Source organism: Streptomyces sp. ICC4, from assembly GCF_003287915.1.
In the GTDB taxonomy this organism is placed as follows: domain Bacteria; phylum Actinomycetota; class Actinomycetes; order Streptomycetales; family Streptomycetaceae; genus Streptomyces; species Streptomyces tritrimontium.
Genome location: NZ_CP030286.1, coordinates 8,088,271 through 8,103,529, shown reverse-complemented (window position 1 = coordinate 8,103,529; position 15,259 = coordinate 8,088,271). Strand labels below are relative to the sequence as shown.

12 protein-coding genes and 2 pseudogenes are annotated in these 15,259 nt (G+C 73.0%); 8 read left to right on the top strand and 6 right to left on the bottom strand.

Translation table 11 applies throughout. From position 1 onward, the window contains the following. The first annotated feature begins 31 nt into the window (after positions 1-31). The 4 genes from DRB89_RS38035 (at position 32) to DRB89_RS38020 (ending at position 6,389) form a co-directional block, all read left to right on the top strand. Positions 32-1,465, top strand: a complete 1,434-nt coding sequence (locus DRB89_RS38035) for a hypothetical protein (protein ID WP_112452569.1) — start codon at positions 32-34, stop codon at positions 1,463-1,465. Between the two features lie 220 nt (positions 1,466-1,685). Next, positions 1,686-4,079, top strand: a complete 2,394-nt coding sequence (locus DRB89_RS38030) for a polysaccharide lyase 8 family protein (RefSeq protein WP_112452570.1) — start codon at positions 1,686-1,688, stop codon at positions 4,077-4,079. Positions 4,080-4,231: 152 nt separating this feature from the next. Further along, on the top strand, positions 4,232-5,863 hold the full coding sequence (locus tag DRB89_RS38025; protein ID WP_239516578.1) for a N,N-dimethylformamidase beta subunit family domain-containing protein: 1,632 nt from the start codon (positions 4,232-4,234) through the stop codon (positions 5,861-5,863). 136 nt (positions 5,864-5,999) lie between these two features. Then, positions 6,000-6,389, top strand: coding sequence for a VOC family protein (locus DRB89_RS38020; RefSeq protein ID WP_112452571.1), 390 nt, complete (start codon positions 6,000-6,002; stop codon positions 6,387-6,389). Positions 6,390-6,457: 68 nt separating this feature from the next. Here DRB89_RS38020 and DRB89_RS38015 read toward each other — a convergent pair whose 3' ends face one another. Next, on the bottom strand, positions 6,458-7,387 hold the full coding sequence (locus DRB89_RS38015; RefSeq protein ID WP_112463638.1) for a hypothetical protein: 930 nt from the start codon (positions 7,385-7,387) through the stop codon (positions 6,458-6,460). A 195-nt stretch (positions 7,388-7,582) separates the two neighbouring features. Here DRB89_RS38015 and DRB89_RS38010 point away from each other — a divergent pair. After that, a pseudogene (locus DRB89_RS38010) lies at positions 7,583-8,404 on the top strand (metallophosphoesterase); the annotation flags it as partial. A 132-nt stretch (positions 8,405-8,536) separates the two neighbouring features. Then, the gene (locus tag DRB89_RS38005; protein ID WP_112453158.1) at positions 8,537-10,093 is read left to right on the top strand and encodes an ABC transporter substrate-binding protein; all 1,557 of its coding nucleotides are present in this window, start codon (positions 8,537-8,539) and stop codon (positions 10,091-10,093) included. 36 nt (positions 10,094-10,129) lie between these two features. Here the strand turns inward: DRB89_RS38005 and DRB89_RS38000 are convergent, their stop codons facing one another. The 5 genes and pseudogenes from DRB89_RS38000 to DRB89_RS37980 form a co-directional block, all read right to left on the bottom strand. Beyond that, positions 10,130-10,885 carry a TetR family transcriptional regulator gene (locus DRB89_RS38000; protein WP_112453156.1) on the bottom strand — a complete coding sequence of 252 codons (756 nt, stop codon included), beginning with the start codon at positions 10,883-10,885 and terminating at the stop codon, positions 10,130-10,132. 11 nt (positions 10,886-10,896) lie between these two features. After that, positions 10,897-11,322 (bottom strand): DCC1-like thiol-disulfide oxidoreductase family protein, encoded by a 426-nt coding sequence (locus DRB89_RS37995; protein WP_112453157.1) that lies wholly within the window; start codon positions 11,320-11,322, stop codon positions 10,897-10,899. After that, entirely contained in the window at positions 11,319-11,723 is a 405-nt protein-coding gene (locus DRB89_RS37990) for a hypothetical protein (RefSeq protein WP_112446519.1), read from the bottom strand. The genes DRB89_RS37995 and DRB89_RS37990 overlap by 4 nt, the downstream gene beginning before the upstream one ends. A gap of 152 nt (positions 11,724-11,875) precedes the next feature. Further along, positions 11,876-12,634 carry an alpha/beta fold hydrolase gene (locus tag DRB89_RS37985; RefSeq protein WP_112453155.1) on the bottom strand — a complete coding sequence of 253 codons (759 nt, stop codon included), beginning with the start codon at positions 12,632-12,634 and terminating at the stop codon, positions 11,876-11,878. Positions 12,635-12,727: 93 nt separating this feature from the next. Next, positions 12,728-13,060 (bottom strand): annotated as a pseudogene (locus DRB89_RS37980) (hypothetical protein); the annotation flags it as partial. A gap of 439 nt (positions 13,061-13,499) precedes the next feature. Here DRB89_RS37980 and DRB89_RS37975 point away from each other — a divergent pair. Further along, complete coding sequence (locus tag DRB89_RS37975) at positions 13,500-14,939, top strand: 4'-phosphopantetheinyl transferase superfamily protein (protein WP_343234857.1); 1,440 nt, start codon at positions 13,500-13,502, stop codon at positions 14,937-14,939. After that, the gene (locus DRB89_RS37970) at positions 14,929-15,255 is read left to right on the top strand and encodes an acyl carrier protein (protein ID WP_112452517.1); all 327 of its coding nucleotides are present in this window, start codon (positions 14,929-14,931) and stop codon (positions 15,253-15,255) included. The genes DRB89_RS37975 and DRB89_RS37970 overlap by 11 nt, the downstream gene beginning before the upstream one ends. Positions 15,256-15,259 lie beyond the last annotated feature (4 nt).

The following is a 15,259-nucleotide window of genomic DNA, read 5'->3' as shown; positions in this document are numbered from 1 at the left end:
CGGGGGTCCCGTCCGCGCAAGGTGAGTGCTGATGCTCACTTCGAACGCGAACGGGGACTCCCGGCTTCCGCTCTGGCTGCGCGTGCGCGAGTACGCCGTGCCGCCGTCCATGATCGAGACTTCGACCGCACGCCGCTCCGCCGGAGACTGGGCCGGGGCGTGCGCGGCCGCACGCGTCGACGTCGATCTCGACCTCCGTACCGTGACCCGTACCCACGGCCGTGAACTCGCGGCCCTCGTCCGGGCCGATCTGCGCCGGCTGGCTCCCGACCTGCTGCGCTGGCACATGCCGAGGATCGCTCCCGACGGTCTGCTGCGCCCGGGCCTGACCGTCTCCCTGGCCCGGTACGCCGCCGGCGGGGGCGACGGCCACGGGGGCGACGGCGGACACCCGGTCCACCTCGTGGCCCGGACCCCGCCGGCCTGGGCGGACGCCGGGCAGCGGATCAGCCTCACCCTGTGGGACGGACCCCGTCCCGGGTCGGGCACCGGCGCCCATCCGCACCCCCACCCGCGTCCCGACCGGCGGTTCCGCCTCGACCTGCACCGCCACTTGTGGGACGCGCACCGGTCCGGCGAGCTGCGGACCCGCTCCGGGGCGGACCGGGACCGGGACCGGGACCTGGATCCGGACCGCGATCCGCTGGGGCTGGTGCCCCCCGGGCGCGGATGCGCCGTCGACCGGTGGTGCGCCGAGGCGGGCATCCTGCTGCGCGCCGAGGGGCGGACCACCGGGACCGTCACCGTACGGGTCGGGTCCCGCCACCGGCTGGACCTGGTGCTCTCCGCGGACGGTCGCGGCGACGGCCCGCCCGTCTGGAGGATCGCCGCGCCCTCGGGGACCCGCGGCGTCCCCGCCCTGCCGGTCCTGCCCGACGCGGCGACCTGGGTCCCGCCCGACCTGGAGCTCATCCGTGCCGGTCTGATCGGGGCCGACCGGCTGCACCCGCTGGTCGCCTCCGCGCTCGTACCGGAGCTCGTAGCGGACCTCGCGCCGGCCGGGGCGACCGCGGGCGGGGAACGGGCCGGACGGCCGCGCCTCGTGGAGTGCCGGGGAGCCCTGCACCGGATCGGGCAGGTCGACGGGGTGCTCGTCCCGCTGGACCACGGCCCGGACGAGATCCGGCGGGAGGGGCTGCTGGCCGCGCTGACCGGCGCACCGCTGCCCTGCCTGCGGGTGATCGACGAGACGCACCGCCGCCCCGACGGCCTCACCGAGGTCCGTGAACGCCTGGACCACGGCGACGCCGCCGGTGCGCTGGACGTCGTGGAAGGGCTGTTGGGCCCCGGGGCGCTGCTGCGCGACGGTCCGCTCCGGGACGAGCTGGAGACCGCCGCGCTCCGGGCGATCACCCACGGGCTGTTCCGGGCGGGCCTGGTCGGCCCCGGACCGGGCCGCATCCATGCGGGCGAGGCCCGTCCCCGCAACCACCGCTCGCGCCCGCGCACCACCCACTCACGCTGACCCGGCAGCGCCGGCTTCCCGGCGACTCCGCCCTGCCGCGCGCCCGTTCGGCGCGCCACGAAACCCACAGGTGATCACATATGACGCTGCGCGCCCCCTCCACCCCCTCCGCCGACACCACGGACACCACCGAGGCCTCACACACCTGAGAAGGAGGGGGCGGAGCCAGGGGGAGCAGGGACCACGGGGACCGGAAGCGTTCCAGTCAAAGGAGACTGCGATGACAGAAGTGTGGAACCGCCGCGCCTTCCTCGCGGCGGTGGGTGGGGGTGTGGTGCTGCTCGGCACACCTTCCTTCCCCGCGAGCGCGGGGCCGGTGACCTCGGTTCACGCGGCCATGCGCGCGGTGTGGCAGGGCCTCGTCCTGGGTACCGAGTTCTCCGCCACGGCGGAGCCGTTCCGTACCCGGCTGGCGAAGCTGGGCGCGCAGGCCGGCCAGTGGCGGTCCTCGATGGCCCCGGCCACCGGTTCGCTCTGGCCCGACCAGGTCTTCACCACCGACCCCGAGTGGATGGCCCAGAGCTACTACCGGCTGCGGGGCATGGCGGAGGCCTACGTCCGGCCCGGCACCGGGCTCACCGGGGACGCCGGGCTGCTCACAGCCCTGCTGACCGGGCTGGACCACATGCACGCGCAGGTCTACAACGCCTCCCGGGCACGGTACGGAAACTGGTGGTGCTGGCAGATCGGCGCACCCCAGGCGCTGCTCGACATCTGTGTCCTGTTGTACGGCCGACTGACGGCCGCCCGCATCGCCGACTACTGCGCCGCCGTGGACCACTTCGTGCCGGACTCCACCGTCGGCTCGTACACCGGGACCAGCACCGGGGCGAACCGGGTGGACCTGTGCCGGGTGCTCGCACTGCGCGGGGTCGTCGGCGGGGACGACGCGAAGATCGCCCTGGCCCGGGACGCGCTCTCGCCGGTCTTCCCGTACGTCACCACCGGCGACGGGCTCTACCGGGACGGTTCCTTCATCCAGCATTCCTGGGTCGCCTACACCGGCTCGTACGGGTCGGTCATGCTCGGCGGACTGGGCATGCTGTTCGGTCTGTTGAAGGGGACCGCCTGGGAGGTCACGGATCCCGGGGCGCGGACCGTCTTCGACGCGGTGGAGCACGCGTGGGCGCCGTTCCTGTTCAACGGGCTGGTCATGGACGCGGTCTCGGGGCGGGCTCCGAGCCGGGGCGTCCAAGTGGCCGACCCGCTCCAGGTGCAGATGGACGACCACACCCGCGGGCACGCCATACTCGCCGCGATCCTGCTGCTCGGCGAGGGCGCCGGCAGCGCGGAGCGGGCCCGCTGGCGGGGGCTGGTGAAGGGGTGGACCGCCCGGGACTACTACAGCGCCCCGCTCGCGGACACCACCCAGTCGCTGTCCGCCCTGGCCCGGCTCGCCGAGGTCTCGGCGGACGCCTCGGTCACGGCCGTGGCCGAGCCGGTGGGGCACCGGCTGTTCTCCTCCATGGACCGGGCCACGCACCGGCGGCCGGCCTGGGCGGCTTCGCTGTCGATGGCCTCGAAGCGGATCGCCCACTACGAGACGGGCAACGGCGAGAACCTGCGCGGCTGGCACACCGGCAGCGGCATGCTCTCCTGGTGGGGCTCCACCTACGGCAACGGCCAGTACTCGGATGCGTTCTGGCCCACGGTGAACCCCTACAGACTGCCGGGCACCACCGTGTCGCGCAAAGCGCTGGCCGACGGCGCGGGCGGCGCCTGGGGGGCTTCTCGGCCGGACGCCACGTGGGTGGGCGGCACGACCGACGGGGAGTTCGCGTCGGTGGGCCAGCACCTGAAGGGGCTGGGGAGCACGCTCACGGCGCGCAAGTCCTGGTTCTTCCTCGACGACACGGTCGTCTGCCTGGGCGCGGGGATCACCGCCACCGACGGCACGGCGGTCGACTCGGTCATCGACAACCGGAACCTGGGCGCGAGCGGCACCCATGCGCTGACCGTCGGCGGCACGGTCCAGCCGGCCACCCTGGGCTGGACCGGCTCCTTTCCCGGGCCCGGCTGGGCCCACCTGGCGGGCTTCGGCGGGTATGTGATGTCGGGTTCGGGGACCTTCAGGGCGCTGCGGGAGGCCCGCACCGGCAAGTGGAGCGACATCAACCGCAGTGCGTCCGGCACGGCGCTGACCCGGCGCTATCTGACCCTCTGGTACGACCACGGCACGGATCCGGTCGGCGGCGGCTACGTCTACCAGCTGATGCCGGGCGCCACGGCCGCCCAGACCTCGGCACGGGCCGCCGCGACGGGATGGCTGACAGTGCTCGCCAACACCGTCACCGCCCAGGGGGTGTCGGTCGGCTCGCTCGGGTTCACCGGGATCAACTTCTGGCAGGCCGCGACGGTCGGCGCGGTGCAGGCGAGCGCACCGTGTTCGGTGACGGTGCGCGAGCGCGGAGACGGCACGGCGGTGGTGTGCGTATCGGATCCGACGCGCACGCTGACGGCACTGACCCTGGTGTGGAACCGGCCCGTCGCCCAAGTCCTCTCGCAGCCGGGCAGCGTGGTCTCGGCGGCCACGGGGACGCGGCTGCAGCTCGGCTTCGGCAGTCTCACCGCCCTGGAGGGGGCCGGCCAGGAGGTGGTGGTGCGACTGGGGTGACCTCCGGCACCGCTCCGCGGCGGTGGCGTCCCGGGATGACCCGGGCTGATCCGGGCTGATCCGGCTGATCCGGGCTGATCCGGCTGATCCAGGCGGGGACGGCCCGCGGGGCGGAAAAAACTGGGGCCACGGGGTGACATAACGTGACCTCCATGGATCAGGAGCACATGGCCGTGGACGGCGAAGGCGCGGGCAGGCGGCGGTTCCTCGCCCTGGCGACGGGGGCGGCGGCCACCGCCGCCGGGCTGGGGGCCGTGGCCGGCTGCGCGGGCGGGGCCGCCGACGGAACGGACGGAGCGGACGGGGCGGGGCCCGGCGAAAGCCCCGAGCCGTCCGGCTCGCCGGACAAGGACGGGCCGCACGGCTTCGACGTCAAGGCCGAGAACGCCCGGCCGGGCAACGCCGACTGGCAGGTGGCCAAGGCCGGTCCGGCGCGGGCCATCGAGGGCTTCGCCGACAAGGTCAGCGTCCTGCCCGGCGAGTCCTTCGGCCTGCACGTCTCCACCACCGCGCCCCGGTTCACCGTCTCCGCCTACCGGATGGGCTGGTACGGCGGTGCCCGCGCCCGTCTGGTCTGGCGCTCCGAGGCCCTGCCCGGCGTACGGCAGCCCGACCACACGGTGGACACCGCGACCCGGATGGTCCGCACCCGATGGGCCCGCAGCACCACCGTCGAGACCAAGGACTGGCCCGAGGGCTGCTACCTGCTGCGGCTCGACGCGCAGGGCGGCGAGGGCCAGCGGTTCGTGCCCGTCACCGTGCGGTCCGCCGCCACGACCGGGCGGACCGTCGTCGTCAACGCGGTGGCGACCTGGCAGGCGTACAACCGGTGGGGCGGCTACGGCAGCTACGACGGCCCCAGCGGCGGATACGCCGCGCGCTCGCTCTCCGTGACCTTCGGCCGCCCCTACGAGTACGACGACGGCGCGGGCCTGTTCCTCGTGTACGAGGCGCCGCTGCTCGCGCTCGCCGAGCAGCTCGGCATACCCCTGGCGTACACCACGACCACCGACGTGGCCCGCGAGAAGCGGCTGCTGGAGGGGGCCTCGGCGGTGCTCTCCCTGGGGCACGACGAGTACTGGTCCCCGGAGCAGCGCGCGCACTTCACGACCGCCCGCGACGCCGGGACCAACATCGCGATCCTCGGCGCGAACTGCTGCTACCGCCGGATCCGGCTGGAGGCCTCCGACCTCGGACCGGACCGCACCGTGGTCTGCTACAAGTCCTCCTACGACCAGGACCCCGGATTCAAACGCGGCCACCCGGCGACCGTCGACTTCCGCTCCCCGCCGGCCGCCGACCCGGAGAGCTCCCTGCTCGGCGTGATCTACGACGGCTACCCGGTGGACGCCCCGTACGTCGTGACCAATCCGGGGCACTGGCTCTTCGAGGGGACCGGGGCGAAGGCCGGCGACAGCTTCCCGCATCTGGTGGGGGTGGAGTACGACAAGGTCAACACCGGTTTCACGACTCCGCGTCCCCTCGAGATACTGGCCCACTCCCCCGTGGTCTGCGACGGCCGTCCCAGCCACCAGGACACGGCGTACTACACGGCGGCGAGCGGCGCCGCCGTCTTCGCGACCGGGACCATGCGCTGGGTGGAGGCCCTCGACGCGACGGGTGACGGCCGCGGCGGCGGCAACCACGGCCTCGACGCGCGCTCGGGCGCCCTGACCAGGCGCGTGACGGAGAACCTGCTCCGCGCCTTCGCCGCCGGCCCGGCCGGACGGACGCATCCGGCGCAGGACAACGTGAAGGCGGTGTACGGGGGTTCCGGCTCGTGAAGCCCGCCCGGTCCACCGAAAGGGGCTGGACCAGACCCGTAAGGGATGTTTAGGATCATGTCGCGGCATCGCGTGTCGGTCACCGGCCGGGTGAGACATGGAGGTGCCGAGACATGCCTTTCGGAGGCATTCACCCATGGCTGTTCAGCTGAACCACACGATCATCCACTCCCACGACCACCGGGAGTCGGCCGAGTTCCTGGCGTACTTCCTCGACCTGGAGGTCGGAGCCCCCTGGGGCCCCTTCATTCCCGTCGAGATCGCCAACGGCGTCACCCTGGACTTCGCGACCATCCCGGCCGAGTCCATCACGGCGCAGCACTACGCGTTCCTCGTCTCCGAGGCCGAGTTCGACGAGGCCTTCGAGAAGATCAAGCGGGCGAAACTCACCTACTTCGCCGACCCGCACGGTCTGCGCCCCGGCGAGATCAACCACAACGACGGCGGCCGCGGCGTGTACTTCCAGGACCCGTCGGGCCACGGCATGGAACTGATCACCCGCCCGTACGGCGGCTTCAAGGAATAAGGACCGAGGAGCAACCGGAGCTGCCGGGCCACCGCACAACGGGCCCGGCAGCCCGGCGGCCCCGCGGCTCAGTCCAGCATGCGCCACATGACCGCCTCGGGCAGCGCCGGGTTCCGCGCCGCCGCCTCCGCCGTCTCCTCGGCTCCGAGCAGCCCGGCCAGCGCGGGCGCGGGCAGCCGCGGATGCCGGGCGGCGAGCGTGCGGACGGACCCGTCCGGGTCGTCGAGCAGCCGCAGCACCGACTCCGCGGACAGCCTGGGGTCGGTCGCCGACCGGCCCCGGACCTCCTCGTCCCCGTCCCGGCTGAAGCGTTCCACCAGCTCCGGCGTCGAGTCCGGGTCGTCCAGCGCGAGCTGGCGCAGCCGCCGGTTCGGGTCGTCGGCGTGGCGGAGCAGGTCCCGACCGGGGAAGTTCGGGTGGCCGTAGGGGCGGTTGGGCGTGGAGAGGCTCCCGGTCCACCAGTTCCAGACCTCCAGCAGCATCGCCGCCGGCGCGTCGTCGCAGTGCTCGGCGAGGAAGAGCCGCACGACCCGGTCCTCGTCCCGGGCGAGGCGCTCCGCGACATCGGGCGGCAGCCGCCGGGCCGTCGCCACGCCGGCGCGCAGCACCGGATGGACCGAAGCGGCGAGCCGCCGCATCGCTTCGGGGTCCTCGTGCAGGGCCGTCACCCACGGGACGGACCTCCGCATCCCGCTCAGCTCCAGGCCGGCGAGCAGGCCGGCCCGCCGCTCCTCCGTCAGCTCGGGCCGCACCGACACGGCGTGACGTACGTCGTGGTCCGGATCCGCGGCGAGAACGGCCACCAGTTCCGGTTCCAGGTACGGGTTCCCCGCGAGCCCGCGGCGCACGGCGGGGTCCCCGTCCGCGCAGATCCGGGCGGCGAGGTCCCGGTCCAGCCGTCGGGTCTCCACCAGGCCGTGGCGCGCGGCCATGCCGTCGAGGAGCTCGCCCGTGACCGGGACCTCCTCGTGCCGGGCCAGCGCGACCGCCGTCCGCACCGCCTCGGCGGGGTCGCCGGCCAGCCGGGCCCGCCGAGGCGGTGCGGACGGTTTCCCTGTCTCGTGGGCTCGGAGATTTGTATAACAGCCACCGCCATCGGGGCCGGGTCACCCGGGCCGGTCCCCGCGCCCGCCGAAGCCCCCGCCCGGCCGGACTTGGCCGAGGCCCGGCCGACCGGGGTCCGACCCGACGGGCTCAGCCGGCGCCGCTTCGCGCGGACCGTGGCCGGCGCGGCAGGCGCCGCGGCCGTCGGCACCGTCGGGTACGGCGCGTACGGAGTCCTGCGCGGGCCGCGCGTCAAGCGGGTCCAGGTCCCCCTCGCCAAACTGCCCCGCGCGGCGCACGGCTTCCGCATCGCCGTCGTCAGCGACGTCCACCTCGGCCCCGTCCTCGGCCACGCGCACACCCTGCGCATCGTCGACACCATCAACCGCACCCAGCCCGACCTGATCGCCGTCGTCGGCGACCTCGTGGACGGCAGCGTCCACGACCTCGGGCCCGCCGCCGAGCCGCTCCGGGGCCTGCGCGCGCGGCACGGCTCGTACTTCGTCACCGGCAACCACGAGTACTTCTCGGGCGCGCAGCAGTGGGTCGACCACGTCCGCGAGCTGGGCCTGACGCCGCTGGAGAACGCCCGCCGCGAGCTCCCGTACTTCGACCTCGCCGGCGTCAACGACATCCAGGGGGAGGCCGAGGGCCACGGCCCCGACTTCGCCGCCGCCCTCGGCGACCGCGACCGCTCCCGCACCTCCGTGCTCCTCGCCCACCAGCCGGTCGTCATCGACGAGGCCGTCCGCCACGGCGTGGACCTCCAGTTGTCCGGCCACACCCACGGCGGCCAGCTCTGGCCCGGCAACTACCTCGCCGACCTCGCCAACCCGACCGTCGCCGGGCTGGAGCGCTACGGCGACACCCAGCTCTACGTATCGCGCGGGGCCGGTGCCTGGGGGCCGCCGGTACGGGTCGGAGCACCGTCGGACATCACAGTCGTCGAACTCGCCTCATATCAGGCCTGAACCGCCCGAACCTCCGAGGGAGCGCCGTGAACCGGCCTTCCCGAGGCCGAATTTCCATGATGGGATGTGACCGATAATCGGATAACTGGTCGCGCCCAGCGGTGTGCGGCACGTGGGGTGGAGTCAAGGATGCTGCGGTCTGTCCGCTCGAAAGTCATCGCGGCCGGGCTGGTCCTCGGTGTCACCGGCGTCGCCACCTGGCAGTTGCTGCCGCAGGGCGCCGGCGGCGGCAAGGCGATCCGCGTCGGCACGAGCGACGTCGTCTCCTCCCTCGACCCCGCCGGGGCGTACGACGCGGGCTCCTGGGCCCTGTTCAGCAACGTCTACCAGTCGCTGCTGACGATCCGGACCGGCTCGGACACCCCGGTGCCCGACGCGGCCTCCTCCTGCCAGTTCATCGGCACGAAGCTCACCACCTACCAGTGCGAGCTGCGCTCGGACGTGAAGTTCTCCTCCGGCCGCGCGATCACCGCCGAGGACGTCAAGCACTCCTTCGACCGCATCAAGGCGATCAACTCCGACCAGGGCCCGGCGCCGCTGTTCAACACCCTGGAGTCGGTCAAGGCGGAGGGCCGCACCGTCACCTTCAACCTGTCGGCCGGTGACGCCACCTTCCCCTTCAAGATCGCGACGGGTGCCGCCTCGATCGTGGACAAGGACAAGTACCCGGCGAAGGCGCTGCGCGAGGGCGACAAGGTCTACGGCTCCGGCCCGTTCACCCTCGACGGGTACACGGCGGGCGCGAGCGCCGAGCTCAAGCCGAACTCCTCGTACAAGGGCCAGGGCAAGATCTCCAAGAGCGCGGTCACCGTCCGGTACTACGAGGACTCCGCGGAGCTCGACCAGGCCTGGACCGACCGCGGCATCGAGGTCGCCCACCGAGACATGCCGCCGGCCGTCCTCGCGGCCCTCAACCCGGGCCTGAAGGACACCCGGTACCAGGCCTCGGGCGGCACCGAGATCCGCAGCATGGTCTTCAACCTCCGCACCGGCTCCCCGGTGGCCCAGGCCGGCGTCCGCCAGGCCGTCGCCGCGGTCCTGGACCGGGCCAAGGTGGCCGGCGAGGTCTACAAGGGCACGGTCACCCCGCTGTACTCGCTGGTCCCGGCGGGCATCGCCGCCCACAGCACGCCGTTCTTCGACGCGTGGCCCTCCCCGAACGGGGTCGCGGCGAAGAAGCTGCTCAAGGACGCCGGGGTCAGCGCCCCGGTCTCGATCAACCTCGGGGTCAACACGCGCGGCGCGAACGTCGCCGAGGCTGAGGAGATCAAGAAGCAGCTGGAGTCCACCGGCCTCTTCCAGCTGACGATCAAGCCGGTCGAGAAGTGGGCCGACTTCCAGAAGGCCTACGCGGCGGGCGAGTTCGACGCCTACACCATCGGCTGGATCGCCGACTTCCCGGACGCGGACAACTTCCTCGCCCCGCTCGTCGGCGCCGACTCCTCGATGAACAACGCCTTCTCCGACAAGGCCGTCGACGACCTCATCACCCGCACCCAGTCCTTCTCGGACCGCGGCGCCGCGGCGAACGACTTCCGCGACCTGCAGAAGCTGGTCGCCCAGCAGGTCCCGATGCTGCCGATCTGGCAGAAGAAGGACTACGTGATGTCCCGCGAGGCCGTCACCGGCGCCCAGTACCTCTCGGACGGCACGGGCGTCTGGCGCCTGTGGGACCTCAACTGGCTCTGAGCCCCGGTACGGGGCCCAGCGGGGCTGGTCACAGCACTAGCCGACTTCCGGGCCCTCTTCGGGGCCGTTGTCCGGGTCCGAGGCGCGCTTGCGGCCGGAGCGGGACACGGCCGTCTGGGCCATGCCCGGGAGGAAGTCCGCGAACAGTTCGTGGACCTCCCGCACCAGCGGCCGCAGGACCCGGAAGCGGGCCAGGATGATGCCCCGGGTCGTCAGCTGCGCGCCGCGGTCGGCGAGCCGCCGGGTCTTCTCGCTGTTCGGGGAGCGGTCGAAGACCCAGTAGAGGACCAGGCCCATTTGCGAGAGCCACATGAGCTCCGGCAGTACGTCGGCCAGTTCGGCCGGCACCTTGGTCTTCGCGCCCGCCAGCACCTCGCGGTGCATGTCGATGGCCTGCTTGCGGGCCGGCTCCGACTCCGGGGAGAAGGGGCTGAGCGGGCTCTCGGGGTCCGCGGCGTTCTTGAAGAACTGCGAGGCGAACTCGTGGTACGGCTCGGCGATGTCCAGCCAGCTGGTGAGCACGCCCGCGAGCCGCTTCTGCAGATCGGTCTCGCTGTCCAGGATCGGCCGGACGGCCGCCAGGTGCGCGGCGCCGATCCGGTCGTAGAACCCCTGGACCAGGTGTTCCTTCGACTCGAAGTAGTAGTAGGCGTTGCCGACCGATACTCCGGCCTCCTTGGCGATACCGCGCATCGTCGTCTTGTCGAAGCCGCGCTCCTGGAAGAGGCGGAGCGCGGTCTCGAGGATGAGCGTGCGGGTCTGCTCGCTCTTGGGAGCCTTCTGATCAGTCACGGTGCATGAGCCTATCGGGGTGCGGGGCACTGGTCGTCACAGGCCGGTTGTTCCTGCCCGCCGGAGCCGTCCCGCACGACCTCGCGCCATTTTGCGGCGGTGTGCATGGCGGCCCTGGCGAAGGGCCGGCCGGCCGGGGTGGCCAGCCAGTTCGCCTTCGGCCGGTGCTCGGCCAGCGCCCAAAGGCAGACGATGAAGGCGTCCGTCCCGGTCCACACCTGACCACCGTCCCCGATGACGGTGATCTCCCGCAGCGTCGAGGCGTGATCGAGCTGCGGGTAGCGGCGCTGCGCCTCGAAGGAGGCCGCGGGCAGGAGCCGGAGCGGCACAAGCCAGCGCTGGGCGAGCAGCCAGTGCCTGATGTGGACGCAGAGCGGGCAGTTCGCGTCGTAGAGCACCGTCAGGTGCCGGGTCGCGGTGGTGGCCACGGGGATCAGGCCCCGGCGGGCGCGGTCCACCCCTGGGGGGCGACCGGCGGGGTCTGCTGGCGCTCCATGATGCCGCGGCGCCGCATCTTGTTGAGGACCCAGACGTTGCCGAGGTGCATGACGCCCAGGACCAGGAGGACGACGCCGATCTTGACCGAGAGGGCCTCGAAGAGCCCGCGGGCCGCGACGATCTCGTCGGCCGACCGCAGGTAGAGGGTCACGAAGCCGATGTTGACGAGGTAGAACCCGACGACCAGGAGCTGGTTGACGGCGTCCGCGAGCTTCTCGTTCCCCTGCAGGACGTCGGCGATGAAGATGCGGCCGTTGCGGCTGAGCGTGCGGGCCACCCAGACGGTGAGCGCGATGCTGACGACCAGGTAGATGACGTACGCGATTACGGTGAGGTCCATTGCCCTCAGCCCCCCTTGAACGTGTTCAACTGCTGACGTCCCTGACTGTAGACCTCTTTTTGAACAGGTTCAAGCGAACGTGCGGGCCGGCTTCCCAGGCACCCCCGGTGCACAGCGCGCGAGCGGGTCCTCGGCCGTCTCGGCGATCCGGGTCAGGAGCGCGGCAGGAAGTCCAGCAGCATCCGGGTGACCTCCGCCGGGCGCTCCAGGGAGGGGAGGTGGCCGGCCCACGGGAGTTCGACGTGGGTGGCGCCGGGGACGACGCCGGGGAGTTCGGCCGCGATGCGGCGGAAGACGGGGACGTCGTGCGCGCCGCCGACGGCCAGTACGGGCGCCCTGACGGCCGACAGGTCGACCGCGGGCTCGGGGAGCTCCTGGTCCCCGGCGGCGGCGGGCTCGGACCGGAAGTTCCCCAGCTGCATGTCCCGTACGAGGCCGCGGGCGTCGTCCGTGGCCTCCGGGCCGAGCCACTGGCGGGCGTTGAGCTCCGCCGCGCCCACCAGGTCCCCGGCATCGAGCAGCGCGTCCTCCGCGGCGCCGAACTCCCGCATCTCGGGGCTCGGCGGCCGCCCGGGCCGGTCGGGGCACAGCAGGGCCAGCGCGCTGACCCGCTCCGGGTGCAGCGCGGCGAGCGTCAGCGCGATCCGCCCGCCGTAGGAGGAGCCGACGAACGCGGACCGCCGTATCCCGAGGTGGTCCAGCAGCTCCCGTACGTCCCCGTGGTCGCTGTACGGGACCTCGGAGGCGGGGGACTCCCCGCAGGTACGGAAGTCCGCCCGGACCACCCGGAAACCGGCCGCGGCCAGCGGCGCCCACTGCGGCTCCCACATCCGCCGGTCACACACGGAGGAGTGCAGCAGTACGACGGCCGGCCCGCCCTGGGGCCCGGCCACATCATGGTTAAGGATCATCCGGCGATCCTCCCGGACCCCGGTCGCGAGGACCACGGGTTTTCCGGACGGGGGGAGGCCGCGGCGCGAGCGGAGGCCGCCCCCCGGGCCGCGTCACATGCTGAGCGCGCGGGCCTGGTTGATCTGGCTCATCACCCACATGTACGTGCTCTGGTCGACGGCCGGGATCATCGTGGAGTGGTGGCGGCCGGCGCTGTTGACCGTGATCTGGATGTAGCCCGTCGTGCGGCGCTCCTTCATCAGGAGGAAGAGCAGGCCCAGGAGGCAGAACAGGAAGAAGATGACCGCCAGCACGATCGCGTGCGCCGGGATCTTCTCCTCCGTCCGGGAGAAGTCCGTGGCGTTCCAGACCGCTCCCCTGAGCGGCATCGTGCCGGACGGGGTGATGATCTGGTCGCCGGCGATGGAGATGTCGCCCAGGGACAGTCCGACGGCCGGGTATCCCCCGGGCGGCCCGGCCGGCATCTCCAGCCTTATCGAGAACTACCTCGGCTTCCCCTCCGGCCTCTCCGGCGCCGACCTGACCCGCCGCGCCACCATCCAGGCCGCCCGCTTCGGCGCCGCGATCCCGCACCCGGGCGAGGTCGTGTCGCTGACCCGGGACGACCCGGCGAAGATCCTGACCCTGGCGGGTGACCGCGACCCGCGACACACAAACCAGGGTGGTTCGTCGGCGGCGTCAGATGTGTATAAGGGCCAGGTCCTGCTCAGCGCCCTGGACGAGGTGCCCGAGGACACCGCTCCGGCCGTCGCGAAGGAGACCCTGCGGCTCTCGCTGGCCGCGCTGCCCTACGTACGGGACCACTGCGTGTACCTGCAGCCCGAGGGGTGGCCCGAGGACTCCGACCGGTTCCCCGTCGTACCCATGACGACCATGCTGGAGCTGGCGGCCGAGGCCGCGCTGCGGCACGCCCCGCCCGGCCTCGCGGTCATCGGCTACGACCAGGTGCGGGCCCTGCGGTGGCTCTCCGTCGAACCGGCCCTCGACGTGCCGGTCACCGTGCGCGGCGAGGGGCCCGGCCGGACCCGCGTCGTCCTCGGGGAGTACGCCGACGTGGTCGTGCTCACCGGCGAGCGGTACGAGCCGCTGCCCGGGCCCGATCCCACCCCCCTGCACGATCCGCGGCCGGCCCCCGTCAGTGCCGAGGCGCTCTACCGGGACCGGTGGATGTTCCACGGCCCGCGCTTCGCCGGGGTGCACGAGGTGCTCGCCGTCGGCTCGGACGGGATCCGCGGGGTGCTGCGGGCCCTGCCCGACCCGGGGGCGCTGCTCGACGCCGCCGGGCAGCTGTTCGGGCACTGGATGCAGCTGCGGCTCCCGGTGGACCGGCTGGTGTTCCCGGCCACCGTGGACCGCATCCGCTTCTCCGGCCCCCCGCCCGCCCCGCGGGAGCTCGTGGCCGCCACGGCCCGGATCCGCGAGGTGCGCGACGTCACCGTGCGCGGCGACCTGGAGCTGCGCCGGGCCGACGGCGGGGTGTGGGCCCGGATCGACGGCTGGACGTACCGCCGCTTCGGCGCCGACGAACGGGTCTGGCCGATGAAGTTCACCCCGGAGGTGTGCGGCATCGGCGAACCCCAGCCCGCCGGCTGGTGCCTGGCCCGGCGCCGCTGGACCGACCCCGCCTCGCAGGAGCTGGTCATGCGCCGCTACCTCGGAGCCGCCGAGCGCGCGGTGTACGAGCGGCTGGCGCCGCGTGCCCGGGCGCCCTGGCTGCTGGGCCGGATCGCCGCCAAGGACGCGCTGCGGCAACTGCTGTGGAACGACGGAGCCGGCCCGGTCTTCCCGGCGGAGGTGGCCGTCGGCAACGACCCGGCGGGCCGCCCGCTCGCCGAGGGCGACCTGGCCGCGGGAATCCGGCTGACGATCGCGCACAAGGACCGGATCGCGGTCGCGCTGGCCCACCGCGACCAGCCGGTCGGCATCGACGTGGAGCCGGTGACCGCCGATCCGGACGCGCTGATCCGCATCGCGCTGACACCGGAGGAACTCGCCCTCGCCGAAGGGCTGGCGGCCTGCGAGGGCACCGGCCTGCCGGCCGCCCTCACGGCGCTGTGGTGCGCCAAGGAGGCCGCGGCCAAGGCGGCGGGGACCGGGCTCGGCGGCCGCCCCCGTGCCTGGCGGGCGGACGGCGACCCGGGCTCCGGCCGGCTGCGCGTGCTGTCCCCCGACGGGCAGCCGTACCCGATCCGCACCACCCTGCTCGCGGACGCGCCGCTCGACCACGTCGTCGCCTGGACCGAGCGTCCCGCGGAACAGTCCCCCCGTCCCTTCCACCTCACGGAGACCAGTCATGGCAGCTGACATCCTCGCCGAGATCACCGGCATGCTCGTGGAGATCGTCGGTGACGAGTTCCTCCTCGCGGACGAGGTCACGATGAAGACGACGTTCAACGAGGACCTCGCCCTGGAGAGCATCGAGTTCGTCGCCCTCGCCGAGCTGCTCCACCACCGCTACGGAGCCGAGGTCGACCTGATGGGCTTCCTGTCCGAGAAGGACATGGACGCCATCCTCGCCATGTCGGTCGGCGAACTCGTCACGCACATAGGCTGGATCACGCACGCCTCCCTCGCCCGCGTCTCGGCCGGCCCGGCCGCCGCGCCCGCATCGGACGGCTGATCCC